This window comes from Alcanivorax sp. IL3 (genome assembly GCF_047495465.1).
GTDB classification, from domain to species: Bacteria; Pseudomonadota; Gammaproteobacteria; order Pseudomonadales; family Alcanivoracaceae; genus Alcanivorax; species Alcanivorax jadensis.
Genome location: NZ_CP179931.1, coordinates 3,098,062 through 3,120,235, shown reverse-complemented (window position 1 = coordinate 3,120,235; position 22,174 = coordinate 3,098,062). Strand labels below are relative to the sequence as shown.

The following is a 22,174-nucleotide window of genomic DNA, read 5'->3' as shown; positions in this document are numbered from 1 at the left end:
GCGTCCCCGGCGGGGATCCTATCGACGCGGCAACAACGCGAAAGGCTCAAGGGTTAAATAATGAAACAGGCCGCGCCCTGGCTGGGCGCGGCCTGTTTCGTTTCAAGCTGCACTAAGGCGTACTGTCGCCTTCAGAAATCGTAGCGCAGCCCCACCGTGAAGACCTGTCCGTCACTTTGTACCTGGTAGCCAGCCAGCGGGTTGAAGCTGTCCGAGTTGGGGGTGTAGATGGCGTAGCCCAGCTCCTCATAGAAGTATTCGGCGAAGAACTTGAGCGCCTCGGTATGCTGGTAGTCCACGCCCACATGGGCGGAATCCCCCTGGAAAAAGGCTTCTCCTTCTCCGTCGCTCTCTTCCCCCTGGGCATACATGGCTTTGAAGGTGTACTTGTTCCAGGTGTAGGAGCCGTACAGGTTGTAGGTGACGGGATCCTCATCCACGGTGACGCTGCTGTGGGAAAGCAGTTGTTCCACCTTGGCCGCAAAACGCCAGGGCCCGGTGGTGTAGGTGGCTGAAGCGCCGACCTGATCCGGGCGGTCACCGGAGTCCTGTTCGGTGTCCTGATAGGCCGCCGCCAGGGTCAGGTTGTCCACTGACCAGGACAAGGCATATTGCATGGTATCCAGATAGCTGGTGCCGGCTTCGTCAGTCATGTCCACCCCGGATACCGTGGCGGTGATCCCGGCCATACTCGGCGAGGTATAGGTCAGGGCGTCGCGGCGGAAGGCGGCCTGGGTGGCATAACCGGAGTAGAACGAACTGAAAAAATCCACCGGGTAGGCCACGTTGTTGTAGTAAGCCAGCCACTGGGTGCCCACCGTCACACTGCCGAACTGATCATGGGCCGCAGAAATCGTCGCCACCCGGGGCATGCTGTTGTTGTCTTCTTTATAGAGTTCATGAAAGAAGGTCGGGTCCTCGGCGCGCAGTCGGGCAGAGTTGATCGGAAATTCCAGCGTTGCAGTGATATCCACGTTGTCGAAGTCGTTATAGCTGGCGTTGACGCCGAGCCGCGAATAGGCGTCGCGCAGGCCGGTGTAGGAGTCGTCCTCTCCGGGTTGAGCTTCATCCACGGAAACCGCTTCCGTCTGGATGCGTAATGAACCGTAGGGGGTCACGGTCAGTTCCGCATTGGCAGGCAGGGCAGCCATGCCGCTGATTAGCGCCGCGCTGAGCGGCAGAGTGTATGGGTATTTCATCCTTGAGCTCCCTTCTTTCGTTTTAAATTCAGACAATCAGTACCGGGCAGTGCGACAGGCTGGCGACCCGCTGGGAGACACTGCCCAGAAAGTAGCCGTCCACATCGCCACTGGTACCCCGTGAACCCATCACGATCAGGTCCACGTTGTTGTCCTTGGCAAAACGGATAATGGCCCGGGAAGGTCTGCCTCCCTTGACGAAGGCCCGCACCTGTTCGGCGCCGGCGTCGGAGGCCAACTGTTTTGCCTGCTCTGCAACGGAAGAGGCATATTCCTTCAGCGCTTCATCCGGTAGCTGCACATCGTTGGGGCGAACCATGGACAGGGACGCCTCGAACAGACTGTGGTGTTTGAAAACGCAGAGCAGATACAGCTCGGCATCGTTGTCCTGCTGAAGCTTGGCAGCATGATCCAGGGCCTTGAGCGAGCCCTGGGAGCCATCCACGGGAACCAGAATCCTTTGGTACATAACTGCCTCCTTGCGGGGAGTTATTCCTCGCTCCAGTTAGTTGAAGACCAGATCTCGCAGGGACAAGGCGATCTGTGGAAACACGATAACCAGCAGCGTGGCTAGCAGAAGCATGATGACGAAAGGTGGGGTGCCTCGTATCACCTCCCAGTACGGGCGTTTGAAAATGGCGATGGCAGTAAAGATGTCACAACCAAAGGGTGGCGTAGCCGAGCCGACCGCCACCATCATGGTGATCAGGATCCCCACATGCACCGGGTCAAGACCGGCAGAGGCGACCGCTGGCGCGAAAATGGGGGTGAGAACCAGGATTACCACGATGGGATCCACAAACATGCAGGCAATAAAGAACGCCACGGCAATGGCCATCAGTACGCCGAAAGGTCCGGCTTCATTGATGCCCACGGCTCCGAGCAAGGTCTGCGGAATCTGGGCAAAGGAGATGATCCAGGAGAAGCCGTTGCCGACTGCCACCAGAATAAACACCACCGCGGTGATCAGGCCGGTGGACTTGGCAATGGCATAGATATCCATGGCCTTGAGTGATCGGAAAATCACGAACTCCAGAATGACCGCATACAGCACACAAGCCGCGGCCGCTTCCGTCGGGCTGAAAATGCCACCGTAGATGCCGCCGACAATGATGACGGGAAACCCCAGTGGCCAGAGCGCTTTTCGCACTGAGGAAAAGCGCTCGTTCCAGCTTGCCTTGGGCTCGGTGGGCACCTTCTGGATATGGGCGTAGGTCACACAGTAGGCGGAGAACATCAGCAGGATAAGCAGGCCGGGGCCGATGCCGGCAATAAACAGTTCGGCGATGGAGGTGCCGGTAATCACCCCGTAAATAATCATCCCGATGCTGGGCGGAATCAGAAAAGCGATATCGCTGGCGTTAATGATCAGCGCCAGAGTAAAGGAATCCTTGTAACCGGATTCCAGCATGCGCGGGCGCAGCGGCGAGCCAACGGCCACCACGGTGGCCTGGGTGGAGCCGGACACCGCCCCGAACAGGGTGCAGGAGGCGGCGGTGCTGACCGCCAGGCCTCCTTTGATATGGCCGATAAAGGCCATCACCATGTTGACCAGACGATTGGCTGACTGGCCACGAGTCATGATATCTGCGGCGAGAATAAACATGGGAACCGCTATCAGGGCAGTCGGGCGAATGCCGGCGAGCATTTGCTGGATAAAGAAATCCATGCGGTCGAAACCGTCGAACATCATCACGAAGCCGACCACGGCGCCGACAATCAGCGGTACCATCATCGGAAACCCGAACAGCAAAAGCACCAACATGACGAGAAACATGATCCAGGCCATCATCCGTCAGATCTCCGTTTCCTGTTCGTCGTAACCATCGAGCACAGTGGTGGACAGATACACGTCCCGGGAGAAAATATTCTTTATCCCGGCCATGAAGTACTGAATGCCTGTGACGGTGAGCCCCACAGGCACCCATAGATAAATCAGATAAATCGGGAAGCCCAGGGTGGGCAGTACCCGGCCGCTGCTGTACACCGAGTAGATATAGCTGATCGAATACCAGCAAAGGAAAAACATGATCACGGAGGTGACGAAACTGATCAGAATCATCATCCACCTTCGGACCGAAGTCGGGAACACATCATAGATGGCGGACATGCGTATATGTCGGCCATGTCGGGCGGCATAGCCCAGCCCGGCAAAGGTGATCATGACGATCAGGATGCGGTTGAGTTCTTCGGAGAAGTGCAGACTTTCGCCAAGAATGAAACGGCCTACCACGTTTGCCACCGTGTTGATGGCCATGAGCAGGACGCCGGTAGCGAGAATAACGGCTTCGACTTTGGCGATGCCGTTGTCGAGGGTGCCGAGAAAGCCTGGCAGGGTGGACTTCTGCGGTGATGGCGCCCCATCGTTCATGATAGCGTCCTTCTGCGATTGCCGGTTGAGCGGATCATCCTGATCCGCGCCCCCGGCTTGTGGTGATTTTGGTGTTGCCGGGGAACCCCGTGGAATCCTGTACTGCTATTCAGGGTTCCGGAATTGATTAGTCGCCGGGAACCGACCGCAGAGCTGTTCGGCCCCGGCGTGGTATTGCCTGTTATTCGTTTTCGATGGCTTCAAGGTCAGCCTTGAACTGCTCAAGCAGTTCGGCGCCGCTTTCGCCGGTCATTTCCACGAAACGGTTTTCCACCTGCGGAGCCCGCTCCCGGAATGCCTGACGCTGTTCTTTGGTCAGGCGGGTCACGGTCACCTCGTCACTGTCCTCAAGAATCTTGTCGAGCATTTTTTCACCAAGACCGGGCACGTAGCCTGCAATATGTTCAAAGGCGTGATCAGTGGCATTGCGAACCAGTTCTTTATCTTCTTCAGACAAGCCGTTGAAGAATTCCTGGTTGGCCATCATGGCCGTGGTGAACTGGTTATGGCCGGTGAAAATCAGGTTTGGCGATACTTCGTAGAGTCCGCCGGACTGGATCCAGAAAATGGGATTTTCCTGCCCCTGAATGATATTGGTCTGCAGGGCACCGTACACTTCGCCCCAGGGCAGGGGAGTCGGGGTGGCACCGAATGCCTGGTAGGTTTCGGAAAGCAGCGGATTGGTCATGGTGCGAATATTTTTGCCCTGGAAACCTTCCGGTGACGTCACCGGTTCATCGGCGGTTATCACCACTTCCCCTTCCGGGTACATGGTCAGCAGTTCCAGGCCCTGTTCAGCGTAGAGCTTGGGGAACATCTCGTTGATGGCTTTGCTTTCCTCAAAGAAGGTAACCACTTTTTCGGATTCCACCGGCAGCAGGTAAGGAATGAAGAAAATCTGTGCCTCGGGGATCAGGGAACCGGTAAAGCCCGGTGACTGGTTGACGAACTGCAGCACGCCGGCCTGGGTCAGTTCCATGATGTCATCGGATTCACCCAGCTCACCAAAGCGGTGAATCTGTAACGTGTGTGCCGAGTTGTCTTCGATGTATTCCTTGAATTTGTGTGCGAAAACATCCTGCACATCACCTTCGTATTCTTCGTGGGCATAGCGCCAGTTCTGTCCCTGTGCTTCGGCGCTGGCGGCGGGCTCTTCAGCGTTATCGCTACATGCTGCCAGTGACGCCATCATCACTGTGGCCGCGGCGGCGCCTGCTAGTGATCGAATGGTCATTGTGTACCCTCATGTCTGGTTGACGGTGAAACAATGCCCGCAAAATCTTCCATTTTTCACGAACATTGAGGTTCACCTTGGCAAAGGAAAACCGGAAGTGCAAGAAACCGGGTCCCGTTTGTGTCAGGAATATCACCTGTTTTGTGGACCGATGCAGGGTGTGCCGAAGTGCGTCTTTTTGCGGTTTCTGGTGTGGTCAGGTTGTCGAGGAGTGCTGATGCGCTGCGGGTTTCTACGGTAAAACACCAGGGGAGCTGGTGACGCTTTCTGTTAGAATCCGCGCCATGAAACTGATCCTTGCCCCCATGGAGGGCCTGGCGGACTTCTGGGTTCGCCAGGCCCTCACCGACGTGGGCCGTTATGACTGGTGTGTCAGCGAGTTTGTCCGTGTCAGCGGCCAGCTGTTGCCGCCCCGTGTCTTCTATCGCTGGTGTCCGGAGCTGAAACAGGGCTCCCGTACCCGGGCGGGAATTCCTGTGCACGTTCAATTGTTGGGCTCGGACCCTGCCTGCATGGCGGAGAATGCGGCCCGGGCGGTGGAACTGGGCGCGCCGGCCATCGATCTGAATTTCGGTTGTCCGGCAAAAACCGTCAATCGCCATCGTGGCGGGGCTGTGCTGCTTGATGAGCCGGACGTGGTGCATGCGGTCACGGCGGCAGTGCGCCGCGCGGTGCCGTCATCCATTACCGTGTCGGTGAAGATGCGCCTGGGAAATGAAGAGGATGCGCTGGCGGAGGATAATGCCCGGGCGGTGGAAGCGGCGGGGGCTGCCTGGCTGACGGTTCATGCTCGCACCAAGCGGCAGGGTTACCGGCCGCCGGCCTACTGGGACCGCATCAGCCATATCCGTGAGGCCATATCGCTGCCGGTGATTGCCAACGGGGAAATCTGGACCCCGGAAGACGCCCGCCGCTGCCAGCATGAAAGTGGATGCCAGGATTTGATGCTGGGTCGCGGTGCGGTGGCTGATCCCTGGTTGGTCAATGCGCTACGTGATGAAGGTCGCGCCACTCGCTGGGAGGATATACCGCCAGTGCTGAGCCGGTTTCTGGCCGATGTGATCGGCACCGGCACCGATGCCCAGGTAGCGGGGCGGGTCAAGCAGTGGCTCAGCTATCTGCGTCGTCAATGGCCCCAGGCCGGTGTGCTGTTGGAGCAGATCAAGCGTGAATCTGATCCTCAGGCTATGGCGCCGTTTCTGGCGGCGCCGATGTCGGGCCAGGCGGCGTCAGAGTAAAGCGCTGGAACGGCGGCAACACAAAAAAATCACCGTCGTGACGGTCGGCCATGGCCCGGAATGAGGCATCCAGATTGTCCAGTGCCCATGGCAATGGCGCCACGTCGTCACGAAGTTCTGCGAAAAAATCATCCCAATGCACCGGTATCACCGTGTGCGCCCCCACCGCCTGGGCGGTTTCCTCCATGAAGGCTTGCTGATAGGCCTCGCTTTGTTTGCCAAGGCTGGCGCTGGCCAGCAACGCATAATCCGCCTGGTAACGGTCCAGTTCGCCGGGCTGCATGCCGGCGCTACCCTGAATAAGCAGGCTGCCGGCCGGGTGGCTGATCACAAGCCCGTAGCTGGTGCCTTCTTCCCAGGCGCCCAGTGGCGCCGGTGGCGTTACCGGTTCGGTAATTTCCCCCTTGCCGGTCCACTTTTCGATGGCTGCCGGCAAGGGCACGTGGCCGGCGGGTACAAAGTAGAGCGTGAAATCGCCGAACCGGTAGGGGTGGTGAGTCTGTACCGTGGTGATGCGTGCTTCCGGCAAGCCGCCACCGCGGCCCACCATGGCAGTGGACGCGGACCCTAGCAGCTGAGCGCCAGTCCGCTGCGCCACCATGGGCGAATCCATGGCATGGTCGAAATGGGAATGCAGTACCGGGATGGCATCCAGCTCGCTGATGTTGGCCTGTTTCAGGGCATTATCGATACGCTGCTGATTGGGCTCGATCGTACCAAAAAGCTGGGGGATGCTGACCCGGGAAAAGTAGCCGTCGGTGAGCAAGTGGGTGGTGCCGTCGCTGACCAGCACGGTGCTGGTGCCAAGAAAGGTAAGGGTAACCTCGCCGGGTTGGGCCTGAGGCTGAGCCTGGGCAACGGGCCAGTGATCCCGTGGGGGGGATAACTGGAATGACACAGTGATAGCAACAGCCGCTACCAAAAGGGCGCCGATCATCCATCGCGCAATTTTCATGGGACATCCAATGTTGTTCTGTGGGCAGGCCGTTCCGGGCCTGGGGACGCATTTTAACGGAAAACCTGCATTCTGACAGGGAATCTACTGCAATAGACTGTGCTCTTTCGCAAAGTCGACACGATGCTGGCGGGTTTTCTGTCAGTCATATCGTTGCCCATCCCGTCCGCCCTCTCTGCCAGGGCTTCGACTAAAGTCATACTGTGCCGCCGGTGCCCTTTGGCTAGTCTTGATAGCGAGCCTATCCCGATTTGTGGATAGCCCGTTACAACGAGGACGCAGAGGGACGAGTAATGAAAGAAGAAAATGCCCGCGCCTATTGGGCTGCCAACCTGCGATTGATTCTGACCTACCTGGCTATCTGGTTCGCGGTTTCCTATGGCTGCGGAATCCTGCTGGTGGATGAACTCAATCATATTCAGTTTTTCGGATTCAAACTGGGTTTCTGGTTTGCGCAGCAAGGGGCCATCTATGTGTTCCTGGTGCTGATCATCATGTATGCGCGATCCATGAACAAGCTGGATCGTAAATTCGACGTCCACGAAGACTGAGAGGGGTAAGATTATGGATGTTCAAACACTCACCTATCTCTTTGTGGGCGGTTCCTTTGCGCTCTACATCGGGATTGCGATCTGGTCACGAGCCGGGTCGACCAAAGACTTTTACGTGGCTGGTGGCGGTGTGTCTCCCATCGCCAACGGCGCGGCGACGGCGGCGGACTGGATGTCCGCAGCCTCTTTTATTTCCATGGCGGGGATTATTGCCTACTCCGGTTACGATGCCTCGGTTTACCTGATGGGGTGGACGGGGGGCTATGTGTTGCTGGCGATGTTGCTGGCACCCTATCTTCGCAAGTTTGGCAAGTTTACGGTGCCCGATTTTATCGGTGACCGTTACTACTCGAACGTGGCGAGGACCGTGGCTGTGATCTGCGTGATCTTTGTGTCCTTTACCTACGTGGCCGGGCAGATGCGTGGCACCGGTATTGTGTTTGCCCGTTTCCTGGAAGTGAATGTGAATACCGGTGTGGTTATCGGTATGGGCATCGTGTTCTTCTATGCGGTACTCGGCGGCATGAAAGGGATTACCTATACCCAGGTGGCTCAGTATTGCGTGCTTATCTTTGCCTTCCTGGTGCCGGCAGTCTTCCTGTCCATCATGATGACCGGTCATGTGCTACCGCAGACCGGTTTTGGTGCCACCGTGCTGGATGCGGCAGGTAATGATTCCGGGGTCTATCTGCTCAATAAACTGGATCAGGTGGTGACGGACCTGGGCTTTACTGAATATACCGATGGCTCAAAATCCACCATTGATGTGTTCTTTATCGCCGCTGCGCTGATGTGTGGTACTGCCGGTCTGCCCCACGTGATCGTTCGTTTCTTCACCGTGCCGCGCGTGAAGGATGCTCGCATCAGTGCTGGCTGGGCGCTGTTCTTTATTGCCCTGCTGTACACCTCCGCTCCTGCGGTGGGTGCCTTTGCCCGACTCAACCTGATCGATACGGTTCACCAGACCCAGTATGAAAAACTGCCTGACTGGTTCTATAACTGGGAAAACTCCGGCCTGATCGGTTGGGTGGACAAGAATGGTGACGGTGCGGTGCAAATGAGTGCCGGCGCTCCCTTCGAAGGCAAGCCTACCTTTGCGGGCACCCGTGCCGAAGTCCAGGGCAGCTATGGCGAGCGGGTTCTGACCAATACGCCAACCGACAACGATGCCGAGGTATATATCGACCGTGACATCATCGTGCTGGCCAACCCGGAAATCGGCAATCTGCCGGCCTGGGTGATCGCGCTGGTCGCGGCCGGTGGGGTAGCGGCAGCATTGTCCACGGCGGCAGGGCTGTTGCTGGTGATTTCCAGTGCCATTTCCCACGACTTGTTGAAGAAGACCCTGAAGCCGGATATCACAGAGAAGCAGGAATTGCTGGCGGCTCGGGGGGCGGCAGTGGTGGCGATCTGTATCGCTGGCTACTTCGGTATCAACCCGCCTGGCTTTGTGGCGCAGGTGGTGGCGTTCGCCTTCGGTCTGGCAGCGGCGAGCTTCTTCCCGGTCATCCTCATGGGCATCTTCTACAAGCGCATGAACAAGGAAGGGGCCATCGCTGGCATGCTCACCGGATTGGCCTTTACCTTCTGCTACATCGTCTTCTTCAAGTTCGTGTCTCCGGAGCTGAACAGCGCCGAGCACTGGCTGCTGGGCGTGTCTCCTGAAGGTATCGGTACCGTTGGCATGCTGCTCAACTTCGCCGTGGCCTTCACCGTATCCCGGTTTACCGCCCCGCCACCGGATCATATCCAGCATATCGTGGAAGATATCCGTGTTCCGCGAGGTGCCGGGGAAGCTGTGGCGCACTAAAGGTAGGAGATGAGCGAAGCCGGTGTGGAAGCAGTCAGTCCGCACCGGTTTTGCGCTTTCCGGAATAAGGGAGGAGAGTTAAAAGTTGAAAGTTCAAAGTTGAAACGAGGGCTAGGCAGACGCCTGCCAGTTGCTTTGCTTCTCGCGCTTTTAGGCGTTGAACTTTCCACTTTTAATTGATCGGTCCGTGGCCATGATTGAAAAGGAACTCGACCAGTATCCGTTCAGCCTGCTGGGAACAGCGGGTCGGCATCGTCTGAATCAGGGCACTGATCTGGCCTATTACGAGCCCGGCGATATTATTCTGGAGGCGGCCAGCCCCAGTGATTACGTCTACGTGGTTCACAAGGGCAGCGTGGCGGAGCTGGACGTGAATGCCCCGGATGGGCGCAGCCAGGTGGGAGTGTATGCCGCCGGGGATCTTTTCGGGGCCATCAGTGTACTCAACGGCAAAAGCCGTTACCGCTTCCGTGCCGAGCAACAGACCCTGTGCCACCTGATTCCCGCCGCCCTGTTTCTGGAGCTGTGCGACAGTGAGCCGGAATTTGGACGGTTCTTTCGCCAGACGCTGGCGGAAAAAAGCCAGCGTCTGGCAGAGCGGCGGGAGGGGGGCGTCACCCTGGCCGGATTCATGCTGGCACGGGTGGATCAGTGCATGCGCGAGCCCCTTGTCATGGCCCCCAAGGCGACCCTGCGCGATGCAGTGACGGCGCTCAAGCAGCACGGTGTGGACAGCGTGCTGATTCACAGTGATGAGGGCTTTGCCATTGTCACCAAGACCGATCTGCTGACAGCCCTGGTAGTCAATGAACAAACTGCCGACACGCCGCTGGAAGCGGCGGCAGAGCGGCAGCTGGTGACCACCCGCCCGGACGACTATCTGTTTACCGCGCTGACCCGCATGACTCGCCACAAGGTGGCCCGGGTAGTGGTGATGGCCGGCGAGCAGGCGGTGGGTGTGGTGGAACTCACCGATGTACTCAGCTTCTTTTCCAGCCGTTCCTATGTGGTGGGTCTGGAAATCGAGAAGGCAGAATCCCTGGATGAGTTACGGCAGGCCAGCGAGCGTCTGCCGGAACTGGTGGAAGCCTTGATGGCCCAGGGCGTAAAGATGCGCTTCGCCATGGATCTGCTGGCCGCACTGAATGGGCGCATCATGGCCAAGACCTTCGGCATGGTTATGCCTGAGGAACAACAGCAGGCCTGTTTGATCATCATGGGCAGTGAGGGGCGCGGGGAGCAGATACTGAAAACCGATCAGGATAATGGCCTGATCCTGGCGGATGGTCAGCACTGGCCCTCCTGTGAAATCGACGCCCGTCGTTTTACCGAAACACTACTGATCCTGGGCTACCCGCCTTGCCCCGGCAAGGTCATGGTGTCCAACCCGGAATGGGTGGGCAGTCTGAGCCAGTGGCAGCAACGCATTCATGACTGGGCGGGGGATGTCGGTGGAGAAGGGTTGATACGCATCACAACGCTGATGGATGCCCATTGTGTGGCAGGAGACAACCGGTTGCTGGAAACCGTTCGTTCGGCCTTGTTTGATCGTTGCAGTAATGACGATTTGTTCATGGCGCATTTTGCCCGTCCTGTTCTTCAGTTTGCCACGCCACTGAACCTGTTCGGCTCCTTGAAAAAACCGCAGCATGGTATCGATATCAAGAAGGGTGCCTTGTTTCCTGTGGTTCATGGCGTGCGCGCTCTGGCGTTGCAGCAACGTATTCGTGAAACCTCAACACTGTCACGGCTGGAAAAGCTGGTGGCAGCGAAGGTGCTGGAGCCAGGCATTGCGGAAGACCTGGGCGAAGCCATGGAGCTGTTCAGTGAGCTGCGTCTGAATCATCAACTGGAGCACCTTCATGGCGATGCCATGAATATTCCCGACAACCATATTGTGGTGCAACGGCTGTCATCCCTGGAGCGGGATCTGCTCCGTGATGCCCTGCATCTGGTCAGTGAGTTCAAGCAGCGCCTGTCCCGTCGTTTCCATCTGGAATACTGAGGGCGGCCCATGGGTGCGAGGATACAAGCCATGCTGAGACAACTGCGACGTTTTAGTGATAGACACCGCCACGCTCATGGGCCTTTCGCACATCTGTTCATGCCCTATGAAGGCAGCGATGTGATCGCCATCGATTGTGAAACCACGGGTCTGGATAGCCGCCATGCTGAACTGGTATCCATTGCTGCGGTGCCTGTGAAGCAGGGGCGGGTGCTGACCAGCCAGGCGCTGGATATCAAACTGGAAGCCCCGGATAGCCTGGAAGGCAGTTCCATTCGTATTCACCGTTTGCGGCCGGTGGACCTGGATGAGGGGGAGTCCGTAGTCGCTACACTGGAGCAGCTGCTGGACTTTATCGGCAATCGTCCCCTGGTGGGCTGGTGCGTGGATTTCGATGTGGCCATGGTCAACCGCTATCTGCGCCCGCTGATGGGGTTTGATCTGCCCAACACTACTATCGAGCTGTCGTCCCTGTACCAGAAAAAAATGCGCCACTGGAAGCCGGAGCTGGAACCGGATCTGCACTTTGATGCCATGGCCGCCGCCCTGCAGGTTCCTGTCATGGAGCGGCATACCGCCCGTGGCGATGCAGTGACCGCGGCACTGATGTATCTGCAGCTGCAGAAGTCGACGATGAATTAGGTGATGGATCACGCCGTGGTCAGGACGTCTTGACCGTTGGGGCTCTGCTTGCAAAGCGAATAACTCCGACCGGTCATAAGTGCCTGGCCTTTCGCCTTGCAAGGAAGGCTCCAACACAACGATGGTGGAGAGGAAAATGCTCTACGCAGAAAAATTGGCCTTGATCGCCGGTCTCTGTATCGTGCTGTATGCCTACCTGCGTTACTGGCAACGGACCCGGGACACCCGTGGCCTGCTGATGTTCTGGCGACGGGAAATGACACTCACTGTGAGTGAATTCAAATGGCAGCGGGCAGGCGTCGCCCTATTGCTGGTAGCGGTGGCGCTACGTTTCGTTCAGGCGTTGCTATAAGCTGAAATCTGTATCCGTTAACCGGGAGCGGCGGTGTTTTCATTGTGGCAGCTGAGTGGCCTGGCACTGGGGTATGTGCTGGTGCTGTTCGTGATCGCCTGGTGGGGCGACCGGGCGGCACGCAAGGGTCGCAAAACCTTTCAGAATGCCTGGGTCTACAGCCTGGGTCTGGGTGTCTATTGCACTTCCTGGACGTTCTACGGGGCGGTGGGGGAAGCCGCACAGAACGGCTGGAACTACCTGCCCATCTACCTCGGCCCGATTCTCACGGTACTGCTGGGCGGTGCCCTGATCTACAAGATGGTGACGGTGGCCCAGCAGCATCATATTACCTCCATCGCCGATTTCCTTGCTGCCCGTTACGGCAAGTCCCGCCGGCTGGCGGTCCTGGTCACCCTGGTGGCGATCATCGGTGTGCTCCCCTATATCGCCCTGCAGCTGAAAGCCGTCACCCTGTCGTTTGATTATGTGCTCAAGGATTCCGCCCAGTACGGGGTGGATACCGCCCTGGTGGTGGCGGCACTGATGGCGGTCTTTACCCTGCTGTTCGGTACCCGCCATATCGATACCACCGAACACCAGTCCGGCCTGATGCTGGCGGTAAGCTTCGAGTCCTTTATCAAGGTAGTGGCCTTTGTGTTGCTGGGGCTTTACTGCCTGTATGCCATTTTCGATGGCCCCATGGATATGTGGCAGCAACTGGAGTTGCAAGGTGACGTGCTGCAGATTTTCGAGCCCACCCTGTTCTCGCAGAGTTTTGTCACCGCCCTGTTGCTGTCCATGGTCGCGATCCTCTGTTTGCCTCGTCAGTTCCATGCGGGGGTAGTGGAGAACAATGACCTGCGACACCTGCGCACCACCCGTTGGCTGTTTCCGCTGTATCTATTGATGTTTGCCATCTTTGTGCTGCCCATCGTGGTGGCCGGGGTCATCACCCAGCCTTATCTGATTGGTCAGGCAGACACCTATATGCTGTCGTTGCCCATAGCCCAGGACAATTCCGCCATGCTGATGGTGTCCTTTATTGGCGGCATCGCGGCGGCAACCGGCATGGTGATTGTGTCCACCATCTCGCTGGCCATCATGCTCACCAACGAGGTGCTGTTGCCCTTGTGGTTGCAGTCCCGGCTCCATGAAAAGGATCAACTGGCCGGCTTGAGCCGGCAGCTGCGATTCCTGCGCCGGGCCAGCATTCTGGTATTGCTGGGCTTGGCCTTTGCCTTCCATACCCTGATTGACCGTTTTGATGGGCTGGCCAGTATTGGCCTGCTGTCCTTTGCGGCGGTGGCCCAGTTTGCCCCGGCGCTGGTAGGGGCGCTGTATTGGCGCACCGGTCACAAGCAGGGCGCTTTTGCCGGGTTGGGTGTCGGCTTTCTGCTGTGGTTTTACTGTTTGCTGGTGCCGGTGATATTGCCCATGGAATGGGTGCAGGTGCTAAACGAACGGGGCCTGCTCGGACTGGGCTTGTTGCGGCCCCATGCCCTGTTTGGCATCGAGGGGCTGGAGCCGCTCACCCATGGCGTGTTCTGGTCTCTATTGGGGAACCTGGCAGCGTTTATCTATTTTTCCCGACGTGCGACCCACGATGCCCTCGACGAGGCTCAGGCGGCCCGGTTTGTGGACATGCCCATGGACTGGTGGCGCGAAGGGATTGGCCACCCGTCCATTACTACCGCAGAGCTGCTGGAAGTGTGCAAACGCGGGCTTGGCCATCCCCGAGCCGAGCCGCTGTTCTTCGATTACATGCGTCGGCGCAGTGTGTCCGAGGAGCTGGCATTACCGGCGCCTTTGCATCTGGTGCGCTACGTGGAGCGGTTGCTGGCGGGCACCATGGGGGCGTCTACCGCACGGATCGTGATGAGCACCCTGCTGCGCAAGCAGAACAGCCGTCATGACGATGTGGTGCGGATGATGGATGAGGCCTCCGAGCTCATCCAGTTCAATCACCAGTTGCTGCGCACCACCATCGAAACCATCAGCCAGGGTATCTGTGTGGTGGACCGAGAGATGCAGGTGGTGGCCTGGAATCAGGCCTACGTGAAGCTGTTCGATTATCCGGAGGGGCTGATCCGGCTGGGGCGGTCCATTGAGGATGTGTATCGCTATAACGCGGAGCGCGGCTACTACGAGGGTGACAACCTGGAAGAGGATGTGAGCAAGCGGGTGCAGTTGCTGCGCGAAGGTCACTCCCACCAGTTCGAGCGGGAGCTGCCCAACGGCATCGTCGTGGAAGTGCGCGGCACGCCGATGATCGGGGGTGGCTTTGTCAGTACCTACATGGATATCACCGAACGAAAACGCGACGAACAGGCCCTGCGTCAGATCAACGAAAACCTGGAAAACATGGTCTCCGAGCGCACCCGCAAGCTTACCGAGGTCAATGAAAAACTGGCCCGCGCCAACGATGGCAAGACCCGTTTCCTGGCTGCCGCCGGGCATGACCTGATGCAGCCACTCAATGCGGCCCAGCTGTTTACTTCGTCACTGCGCCAGCAGTTGATCAAGCGTGATGGTGGTGGCTTTGCCCATGAGGTGGCTGTGCTCGGGCATGTGGATACCTCCTTGCAGGCCGCCGAGCAGATCATTAGCGCGCTGATGGAAATCAGCAAACTGGATACCGGCACCATGCCCGCCCACGTGCACCCGCTGCGCCTGGGTAGTCTGATGGAACCGTTAAGCCAGGAGTTTTCTGCGCTGGCCGCCGCCAATGACCTCAGTCTGCGGGCTGTCATTTGTAACGCCGTGGTGGAAACGGATGAAGGCCTGTTGCGCCGTGTGTTGCAGAATCTGCTCTCCAATGCCATTCGCTATACCGAGCAGGGGCGTATCCTGTTTGGCTGTCGTCGCCAGCACAATGCCATCCGCATTGACGTGTGGGATACAGGCCCGGGGATTCCCGATGATCAGCACGAGGCGATCTTCCGGGAATTCCAGCGCCTGCCGCAACAAAGCCGTAAATCGATAAAGGGCCTGGGGCTGGGCCTGGCCATTGCCGATCGCATCTGTCGTCTTCTGGGACATCGTTTAACGGTTCGCTCCTGGCCGGGCAAGGGCACCGTATTCAGTGTCACCGTGCCGTTGGCCAAGGGTGAGGTGCCGCCGGTGCTGCAGGAAACAGACACCGTCAGCCAGGGCATTCAAGGCATGCGGGTTTTCTGCGTGGATAACGATCCGGCGCTGCTCGCCAGCCTGGTGGCTGCCCTGGAGATGCTCGACTGTGAGGTGATCGCCGCCAGCGGCCTTGATGACGCCCTGAAAAAAGCCGCCACCTGCCCGGTCCCGGATGTGCTGTTGGTGGATTATCAGCTGGATAATGAAGACGGCTTTACTGTTATCGACGGCCTGGACAGCGGCTGGGAAGACGTGGTCCCCGCCATCCTGATGACCGCCGACCGCAACCCGGCCGTACGCGAGCGCGCGGAAGAACAGGGGATTGGGTTTTTGCAGAAGCCGTTGACGGAGGGGATGTTGCGGCGAACGTTAGAAGCAGTGAATAGTTAACAGTGAACAGTGAACAGCTCGCGGTTTGGTGTTTATTTTTCTTCAAGGCATGAGGCCGCGACCAAACCATGGTCGCGGCCTCATGCGTATTAGAAACACATGCGCTCGGCGCGCACTATTAACTGTTCACTGTTAACTCCCTTCCATCCCTTGCGGTTCAATCGCCAAATCCTTCAAGGCCAATACAGCCTGGGTGCGGTTGCGTACGCCCAGTTTTCGGAAGATAGCGGTCATGTGGGCCTTGATGGTGGCTTCCGAGACATCCAGCTCGTAGGCGATGACCTTGTTCTGCATACCTTCCATCAACATTCCCATCACCCGGAATTGCTGGGGGGTGAGGCTGGCGATGCGTTCGCTCATGGCGGAATGGTCGGGCAGGGTGGGGGGCATGGCCCGGCGGGCATGTTCGGGGAGCCAGCGCTCACCCTCCATGATCTTGCGCATGGCATCGGTCATGGTATCGATGGAGGCCGACTTGGGAATAAACCCATCGGCACCAAAGTGAATGGCGCGTTGAATCACGTCGACACTTTCGGTGGCGGAAATGACCACCAGGGGCACCTTGCGATACTGCTCGCGCAGATAGACCAGGCCGGAAAAGCCATGGGTACCCGGCATGTGCAGGTCGAGCAGAATCACATCAAAGGGAATGGCCTGTTGGCCCAGGGTTTCCAGGGTGGCCAGGGAGTCCGCTTCGTGGATGGTGGCATCGACAAAGCTGGCCTCCACCGCCTGTTTCAGGGCAGCGCGGAAAAGGGGATGGTCATCGGCTATCAGTATTGTTGTCATGACCTCGATTTAATCATGAAAGAAAAAAGATGCTGCCCTGGCGGGCAGCATTGAAGGTGGAAAAACAATAAAACAACAGACTCCCTTCAGCGTAAATTCTCTGGCTCTTGATGCATGGAGCCCTGAGAGTCGGGTTGTGCACGCTCAGGGCTCCCTGTGCTGACATGAAATTACCGGTTCACCCGGGTCTCCACCAGGCTGGCCACCACGGCCGGGTCTGCCAGGGTGGAAATATCTCCCAGGCTGTCGTGCTCGTTGGCGGCAACCTTCCTGAGGATGCGGCGCATGATTTTGCCGGAGCGGGTTTTCGGTAGCCCGGCAGTGAAATGGATCAGATCCGGTGTGGCGATGGGGCCGATCTCCCGGCGTACCCACTGGCGCAGTTCCTGGAGAAGGGCATCGCTGGCGGCTTCGCCGTCATTGAGGGTCACATAGACATAGATGCCCTGGCCCTTGATGTCGTGGGGGTAGCCGACCACGGCGGCTTCGCACACCTGCGGGTGGGCGACCAAGGCGCTTTCCACTTCGGCGGTACCCATGCGGTGGCCGGACACGTTGAGCACATCATCGACTCGCCCGGTGATCCAGTAGTAACCGTCTTCGTCGCGACGGGCGCCGTCGCCGGTGGTGTAGTAGCCGGGAAAGCTGCTGAAGTAGGTCTGCACAAAGCGCTCATGGTCGCCCCACAGGGTGCGGGCCTGGCCCGGCCAGCTGTCGGTGATCACCAGATTGCCCTCGGCGGGGCCGTCCAGCAGGTTGCCATCGTTGTCCACCAGGGCCGGTTGTACGCCGAAGAAGGGCAGGGTGGCAGCACCGGGTTTGGCTTCAATAGCTGCCGGTAGCGGACAGATCATGATGCCGCCGGTCTCTGTCTGCCACCAGGTATCCACCACGGCCGCCTGGCCGTTACCGACCACATCATGGAACCACTGCCAGGCCGCCGGATTGATCGGCTCGCCGGCGGTGGCGAGCACACGCAGTTTGTCACGGCGACTGCTCTGGCAGCAGTGATCGCCGCCGGCCATCAGGGCTCGGATCGCGGTGGGGGCGGTATAGAGAATTTCCACATCGTAGCGGTCGATGATATCGCCCACCCGCTGATCGTTAGGGTAGTTGGGCACCCCTTCAAACATGACGCAGGTGGCACCGTTGGCCAGAGGACCGTAGACCAGATAGGTGTGCCCGGTGATCCAGCCCACATCGGCCGTGCACCAGTACACCTGGCCGGGCTGGTAATCGAATGCCAGCTGATGAGTCAATGAGGCGTAGACCATGTAGCCGCCGGTGGTATGCAGTACGCCTTTGGGTTTGCCGGTGGAGCCGGAGGTATACAGGATGAACAGCGGGTCTTCCGCGTTCATGGCTTCCGCCGGGCAGTGGCTGTCGCTCTGCGCCTGTTCCTCTGTGTAGTCCAGATCGCGACCGGGCTGCCAGTGGATGTCATTGCCCACGTGGCGAACGACCAGCACTTTTTCCACCACATCGGTGCCGTCCTGGAGCAGGGCCTCATCCACATTGCCCTTGAGTGGAACCGGCTTGCCGCCGCGGCGACCGGCATCGGCGGTGATCACCATTTTGGCGCCGCAGTCGGCAATACGACCGGCCAGCGCATCCGGGGAAAAGCCGGCAAACACCACGGAATGGATGGCGCCAATGCGGGCGCAGGCCAGCATGGCGAAAACGGCTTCCGGGATCATCGGCATATAGATCATCACCCGGTCGCCCTTGCTGACACCTTGTCGCTTGAGCGTATTGGCGAGCTGGCAGACATGCAGGTGCAAAGCCTGGTAGGTGATCTCTCGGCTCGGTTGGCCGGGTTCATCCGCTTCCCAGTACAGGGCGACCGCATCGCCATTGCCGGCCAGGTGACGGTCGATGCAATTGCTGCTGGCGTTCAGCTCGCCGTCATAAAACCAGCGAATATGGACATCATCCGGGTGGAAGCGGGTATCGCGAATTTGCTGCGGCTCGCGTAGCCAGTCGATTCGCTGAGCCTGGCTGCGCCAGAAACCGACACTGTCCTGCAGACTTTGCTGATAGAGAGACTGGTAGTCGTTGGCGTCTATCCAGCAATGGGATTTCAGTGCGGCTTTTACCGGCACGCGTTTACCCGTTTCCATGGGGCTTCCTCACTGATGTGATGCAGTTGTTATAGGAGTATTGCCAGTGTGCGAAAGCACGACGGGGGTCTGAATTAGACCTTGGTCTTAGTAGCGCAACAGGCGGCAGGCTTCAGGCAACAAGGCAAAACCGGCAAGGCATCGTAGTGGGCCTGCTGCTCCGGGCTTCTGGCATGTCACGGACTTCGACCTATGGCTAATAGTTGAGCACACAGGGTCCGAGCAAGCTGTTCGTGGAGTGACTTACGTGTTGATGAAAACAAGAGGACAGGGCCATGACAGCAATAAAACCCACGTACCTGTGTGCCGCCGTTTTGTTTGCCCACGCGGGTATCGCAGGTGCCGCAACGCTGGAGGAGCGCGTTGCCGATCTGGAGAACAAGCTGCAGCACAGCGGTGGCAATAGTCAGATCACCTTCGGCGGTTTTATCAAAGCCGATACCATTTTCAGCAAATACAGTGATGGGGAAGAAGCATCGTCGGCAATCGGGGAAGACTTTATGGTGCCCTCTACCATTCCCGTCGCCGGTGAAGAGGGTTCCGGCAAGCTGCACATGATCGCCAAACAAAGCCGTTTCTGGCTAAAGAGCGTGACGCATACCCCGGTGGGGGATGTGAAAGGCCACATCGAGATCGATTTTCAGACCAACGGCCTGGGTAATGAGCGTATTACCAACAGCTATGCGCCGCGGATTCGCCATGCCTATCTGAGCTGGGACAAATGGTTGTTCGGGCAAACCTGGTCCACCTTCTTCAATGTGAGCGCGCTACCGGAAACCCTGGACTTTGTCGGGGCTGCCGGCACCGTGTTCCAGCGGCAAGCGCAGATTCGCTACACCACTGGCCCAATCATGCTGGCCCTGGAAAACCCGTCCACCACCCTCTACGGCGGTGCGGAAAATCCCTACGACGATAACGGTGTGCCTGATGTGGTGTTGCGCTACAACCTGACCGGCGACTGGGGCAATGTGAGCCTTTCCGGCATGGGGCGTGAGCTGGCCTATCAGGACAATATTGGTGGGCAGGACCGTGACGAAAGCGAATACGGTTATGGTCTGGCTCTGGCGGGCAAGATGATGTTGGGCGAGATGGACGACGTGCGCTTCCAGCTCAATTACGGCAACGCCATTGGCCGTTACCACACGCTGAATGCGTTCCGCTCCGGGCAGATTGAAGCGGACGGTGATATCGATCTGATTGATCAGTGGAGTGCGGTTCTGGCCCTGCGTCACCACTGGAATGATACCTGGCGGTCCAATTTTGCGGTATCCATGAGCGAAGCGGACAACCCGGACACTGTGGCGGGCACCAGTAATGAAAGCGTGCAGAGCGCCCATGCCAACCTGATCTGGCAGGTGGCCAAGCCGCTGTCTCTGGGGGGCGAGTTGATCTATGCCGAGCGGGAAACCGAGGCCGGTGATGACGGTAACCTGAAGCGCGTACAGCTTACGGCCAAGTACGCATTCTAAAGAAAACATTTCACCTCAGAGGTCGCGGAGCGCATAGAGAAAAGGGTTGCACTCTGGGCCCTCTATGCTCTCTGTGGTGAAAAGATGTTTATTTCACATAAAAAACGGGGCGCTGAAAAGCGCCCCGTTTTTTTACGTGCATTCGTGTAGCTGCGTCTCTTAATCAAGATCCGCCGGGTACACGCCGTGCTCGTCGTGCACTTCCTTGCCGCTCAGGGGCGGGGTGAAAGCGCAGGCCACCACCATGTCTTCGTCGCCACCGTAGAGCCAGTGCTCGTCGTGTTCGTCGAGCAGGTAGATAGTGCCGGGGGTGAGATCATAGACCTTGCCGTCGGCGATGGTTTCGATCTTGCCGTTGCCGGAAATCACGTACACGGATTCCCAGTGGTTCTTGTAATGGATGTGGGTCTTGGTGCCCTTGAAGATGGTGGTGATGTTGAAGGAGTGACCCATCTTGTCATCTTTCAGAGACAGGCGCACAGACTGCCAGTTGCCGTTTTCGGCTTTGACACAACGCTCTGATTTTTCGGCTTCAGCCAGAGTACGAACGATCATGAATATGACTCCTGAGCAAAAAGGGAGAGAGGAAAGGCTCCCCCGGGGAGGGGGAGCGGGCAGCCTGTTAGGCAGAGATGCTGGCAACAGAGTGCGCTTCACCGCGCTTGATGCGGTCAGTCATCACTTCGGCAACGCTTTCCTTGACGATATCCAGAGCCCGGGTCAGGTCTTCTTCATCAATGGTCAGCGGGCACAGGGTCTTGATCACCTGATCATCGGCACCGGAGGTCTCGATCACCAGCTGGCGCTTGAAGCAGGCCTTGGTGATTTCGCCGGCCACTTCGCCATCGCGAGCTACCAGGCCCTGCATCATGCCGCGACCGTTCAGGTAGAACCAGTGGTCGTCATAGGTGTTGGCGATCTCGCGGAAACGGTCGGTGATGATGTCCGCCTTGCGCTGTACTTCCTTGGCGAACTTGTCGTCGCGCCAGTAGTGGTTCAGCGCAGCGGCAGCAGTCACGAACGCCAGGTTGTGGCCACGGAAAGTACCGTTATGCTCGCCGGGTTTCCACATGTCCAGTTCCGGCTTCAGCAGCACCATGGCAAACGGCAGACCGTAGCCACTCAGGGACTTGGACAGAGTGATAATGTCCGGGGTGATGCCGATATCATCGAAGCTGAAGAAGGTGCCGGTACGGCCACAGCCAGCCTGGATGTCATCCAGAATCAGCAGCATGTCGTGTTTGCGGCACACTTTTTCCAGATTGCGCAACCAGTCAAAGCTGGCTGCGTTGATGCCGCCTTCGCCCTGCACGGTTTCTACAATCACAGCAGCCGGGTGGTCCACGCCGCTGGAAGAATCGCCCAGTACCTTGTCCAGGTACTCGGTAGTGTCGAAGGCATCGCCCAGATAGCCGTCGTACGGCATCGGTGTGACACCACCCATGGTGACACCTGCAACACCACGGTGGTGGCTGTTACCAGTAGTGGCCAGGGCGCCCAGGCTCACGCCATGGAAGCCGTTGGTAAAGCTGATGATGTTCTCGCGACCCTTGATGTTACGGGCAACCTTCAGTGCCGCTTCTACCGCATTGGTACCGGTGGGGCCGGTGAACTGCATGACATAGTCCATGTCGCGGGGCTTCAGGATCACTTCATAGAAAGCGTCCATGAATTCCCGCTTGGCGGTGGTGTGCATGTCCAAGCCATGAACAATGCCGTCACGCTGAATGTACTCGAGCAGCTTCTCTTTCAGAATCGGGTTGTTGTGGCCATAGTTGAGGGTGCCCGCGCCGGCCAGGAAGTCGATGTATTCCTTGCCGTTCTCGTCATACAGGTAGCTGCCCTTGGCCTGGTTGAAGACCACCGGGAAGCTGCGCGCATAGCTCATTACTTCCGATTCGTGACTGTCAAAAATGTCGGTATCCATGATTCCTGTTC

At 58.2% G+C, this 22,174-nt stretch carries 18 protein-coding genes; 8 read left to right on the top strand and 10 right to left on the bottom strand.

The window, feature by feature from the left end; translation table 11 throughout:
• Positions 1 to 131 precede the first annotated feature (131 nt).
• The 5 genes from ACMG4M_RS14510 to dctP all read right to left on the bottom strand — a co-directional run bounded on the left by ACMG4M_RS14510 (position 132) and on the right by dctP (position 4,762).
• Positions 132 to 1,199 (bottom strand): porin, encoded by a 1,068-nt coding sequence (locus ACMG4M_RS14510; protein ID WP_414430281.1) that lies wholly within the window; start codon positions 1,197 to 1,199, stop codon positions 132 to 134.
• 28 nt (positions 1,200 to 1,227) lie between these two features.
• Positions 1,228 to 1,668 (bottom strand): universal stress protein, encoded by a 441-nt coding sequence (locus tag ACMG4M_RS14505; protein WP_035244968.1) that lies wholly within the window; start codon positions 1,666 to 1,668, stop codon positions 1,228 to 1,230.
• Between the two features lie 36 nt (positions 1,669 to 1,704).
• Positions 1,705 to 2,988, bottom strand: a complete 1,284-nt coding sequence (locus ACMG4M_RS14500) for a TRAP transporter large permease (protein ID WP_335627224.1) — start codon at positions 2,986 to 2,988, stop codon at positions 1,705 to 1,707.
• Positions 2,989 to 2,994: 6 nt separating this feature from the next.
• Complete coding sequence (locus ACMG4M_RS14495; RefSeq protein WP_035244967.1) at positions 2,995 to 3,570, bottom strand: TRAP transporter small permease; 576 nt, start codon at positions 3,568 to 3,570, stop codon at positions 2,995 to 2,997.
• Between the two features lie 181 nt (positions 3,571 to 3,751).
• Positions 3,752 to 4,762, bottom strand: coding sequence for a TRAP transporter substrate-binding protein DctP (dctP, locus tag ACMG4M_RS14490; RefSeq protein ID WP_052042483.1), 1,011 nt, complete (start codon positions 4,760 to 4,762; stop codon positions 3,752 to 3,754).
• A gap of 317 nt (positions 4,763 to 5,079) precedes the next feature.
• Here dctP and ACMG4M_RS14485 point away from each other — a divergent pair, with 317 nt between their 5' ends.
• Positions 5,080 to 6,042: a tRNA dihydrouridine synthase gene (locus ACMG4M_RS14485; protein WP_414431142.1), complete on the top strand. Its 963-nt coding sequence runs from the start codon at positions 5,080 to 5,082 to the stop codon at positions 6,040 to 6,042.
• Here ACMG4M_RS14485 and ACMG4M_RS14480 read toward each other — a convergent pair.
• A complete protein-coding gene (locus ACMG4M_RS14480; protein WP_414430280.1) occupies positions 5,990 to 6,997 on the bottom strand; it encodes an MBL fold metallo-hydrolase in 1,008 nt (335 codons plus the stop codon). The genes ACMG4M_RS14485 and ACMG4M_RS14480 overlap by 53 nt on opposite strands.
• A 293-nt stretch (positions 6,998 to 7,290) precedes the next feature.
• On the opposite strand from ACMG4M_RS14480, the gene ACMG4M_RS14475 reads away from it, so the two are divergent.
• The 6 genes from ACMG4M_RS14475 to ACMG4M_RS14450 all read left to right on the top strand — a co-directional run bounded on the left by ACMG4M_RS14475 (position 7,291) and on the right by ACMG4M_RS14450 (position 15,858).
• The gene (locus ACMG4M_RS14475; RefSeq protein WP_035244966.1) at positions 7,291 to 7,548 is read left to right on the top strand and encodes a DUF4212 domain-containing protein; all 258 of its coding nucleotides are present in this window, start codon (positions 7,291 to 7,293) and stop codon (positions 7,546 to 7,548) included.
• Between the two features lie 13 nt (positions 7,549 to 7,561).
• A complete protein-coding gene (locus tag ACMG4M_RS14470; protein WP_035244965.1) occupies positions 7,562 to 9,358 on the top strand; it encodes a sodium:solute symporter family protein in 1,797 nt (598 codons plus the stop codon).
• A 193-nt stretch (positions 9,359 to 9,551) separates the two neighbouring features.
• A complete protein-coding gene (locus ACMG4M_RS14465; RefSeq protein ID WP_272997263.1) occupies positions 9,552 to 11,363 on the top strand; it encodes a putative nucleotidyltransferase substrate binding domain-containing protein in 1,812 nt (603 codons plus the stop codon).
• Between the two features lie 30 nt (positions 11,364 to 11,393).
• Positions 11,394 to 12,005: a 3'-5' exonuclease gene (locus tag ACMG4M_RS14460; protein WP_286827473.1), complete on the top strand. Its 612-nt coding sequence runs from the start codon at positions 11,394 to 11,396 to the stop codon at positions 12,003 to 12,005.
• 136 nt (positions 12,006 to 12,141) lie between these two features.
• On the top strand, positions 12,142 to 12,357 hold the full coding sequence (locus ACMG4M_RS14455; protein ID WP_414430279.1) for a hypothetical protein: 216 nt from the start codon (positions 12,142 to 12,144) through the stop codon (positions 12,355 to 12,357).
• A 33-nt stretch (positions 12,358 to 12,390) separates the two neighbouring features.
• Positions 12,391 to 15,858: a PAS-domain containing protein gene (locus ACMG4M_RS14450; protein ID WP_414430278.1), complete on the top strand. Its 3,468-nt coding sequence runs from the start codon at positions 12,391 to 12,393 to the stop codon at positions 15,856 to 15,858.
• Between the two features lie 132 nt (positions 15,859 to 15,990).
• Here ACMG4M_RS14450 and ACMG4M_RS14445 read toward each other — a convergent pair whose 3' ends face one another.
• Positions 15,991 to 16,647 (bottom strand): response regulator, encoded by a 657-nt coding sequence (locus ACMG4M_RS14445; protein ID WP_035244961.1) that lies wholly within the window; start codon positions 16,645 to 16,647, stop codon positions 15,991 to 15,993.
• A 170-nt stretch (positions 16,648 to 16,817) separates the two neighbouring features.
• A complete protein-coding gene (acs, locus tag ACMG4M_RS14440; RefSeq protein WP_272997907.1) occupies positions 16,818 to 18,767 on the bottom strand; it encodes an acetate--CoA ligase in 1,950 nt (649 codons plus the stop codon).
• A 275-nt stretch (positions 18,768 to 19,042) separates the two neighbouring features.
• On the opposite strand from acs, the gene ACMG4M_RS14435 reads away from it, so the two are divergent.
• Positions 19,043 to 20,236 carry a DcaP family trimeric outer membrane transporter gene (locus ACMG4M_RS14435; RefSeq protein ID WP_035244959.1) on the top strand — a complete coding sequence of 398 codons (1,194 nt, stop codon included), beginning with the start codon at positions 19,043 to 19,045 and terminating at the stop codon, positions 20,234 to 20,236.
• A gap of 159 nt (positions 20,237 to 20,395) precedes the next feature.
• Here ACMG4M_RS14435 and ACMG4M_RS14430 read toward each other — a convergent pair whose 3' ends face one another.
• Positions 20,396 to 20,791 carry an ectoine synthase gene (locus ACMG4M_RS14430; RefSeq protein WP_035244958.1) on the bottom strand — a complete coding sequence of 132 codons (396 nt, stop codon included), beginning with the start codon at positions 20,789 to 20,791 and terminating at the stop codon, positions 20,396 to 20,398.
• A gap of 67 nt (positions 20,792 to 20,858) precedes the next feature.
• Positions 20,859 to 22,163, bottom strand: a complete 1,305-nt coding sequence (gene ectB, locus ACMG4M_RS14425; RefSeq protein ID WP_272961532.1) for a diaminobutyrate--2-oxoglutarate transaminase — start codon at positions 22,161 to 22,163, stop codon at positions 20,859 to 20,861.
• Positions 22,164 to 22,174: the final 11 nt, after the last annotated feature.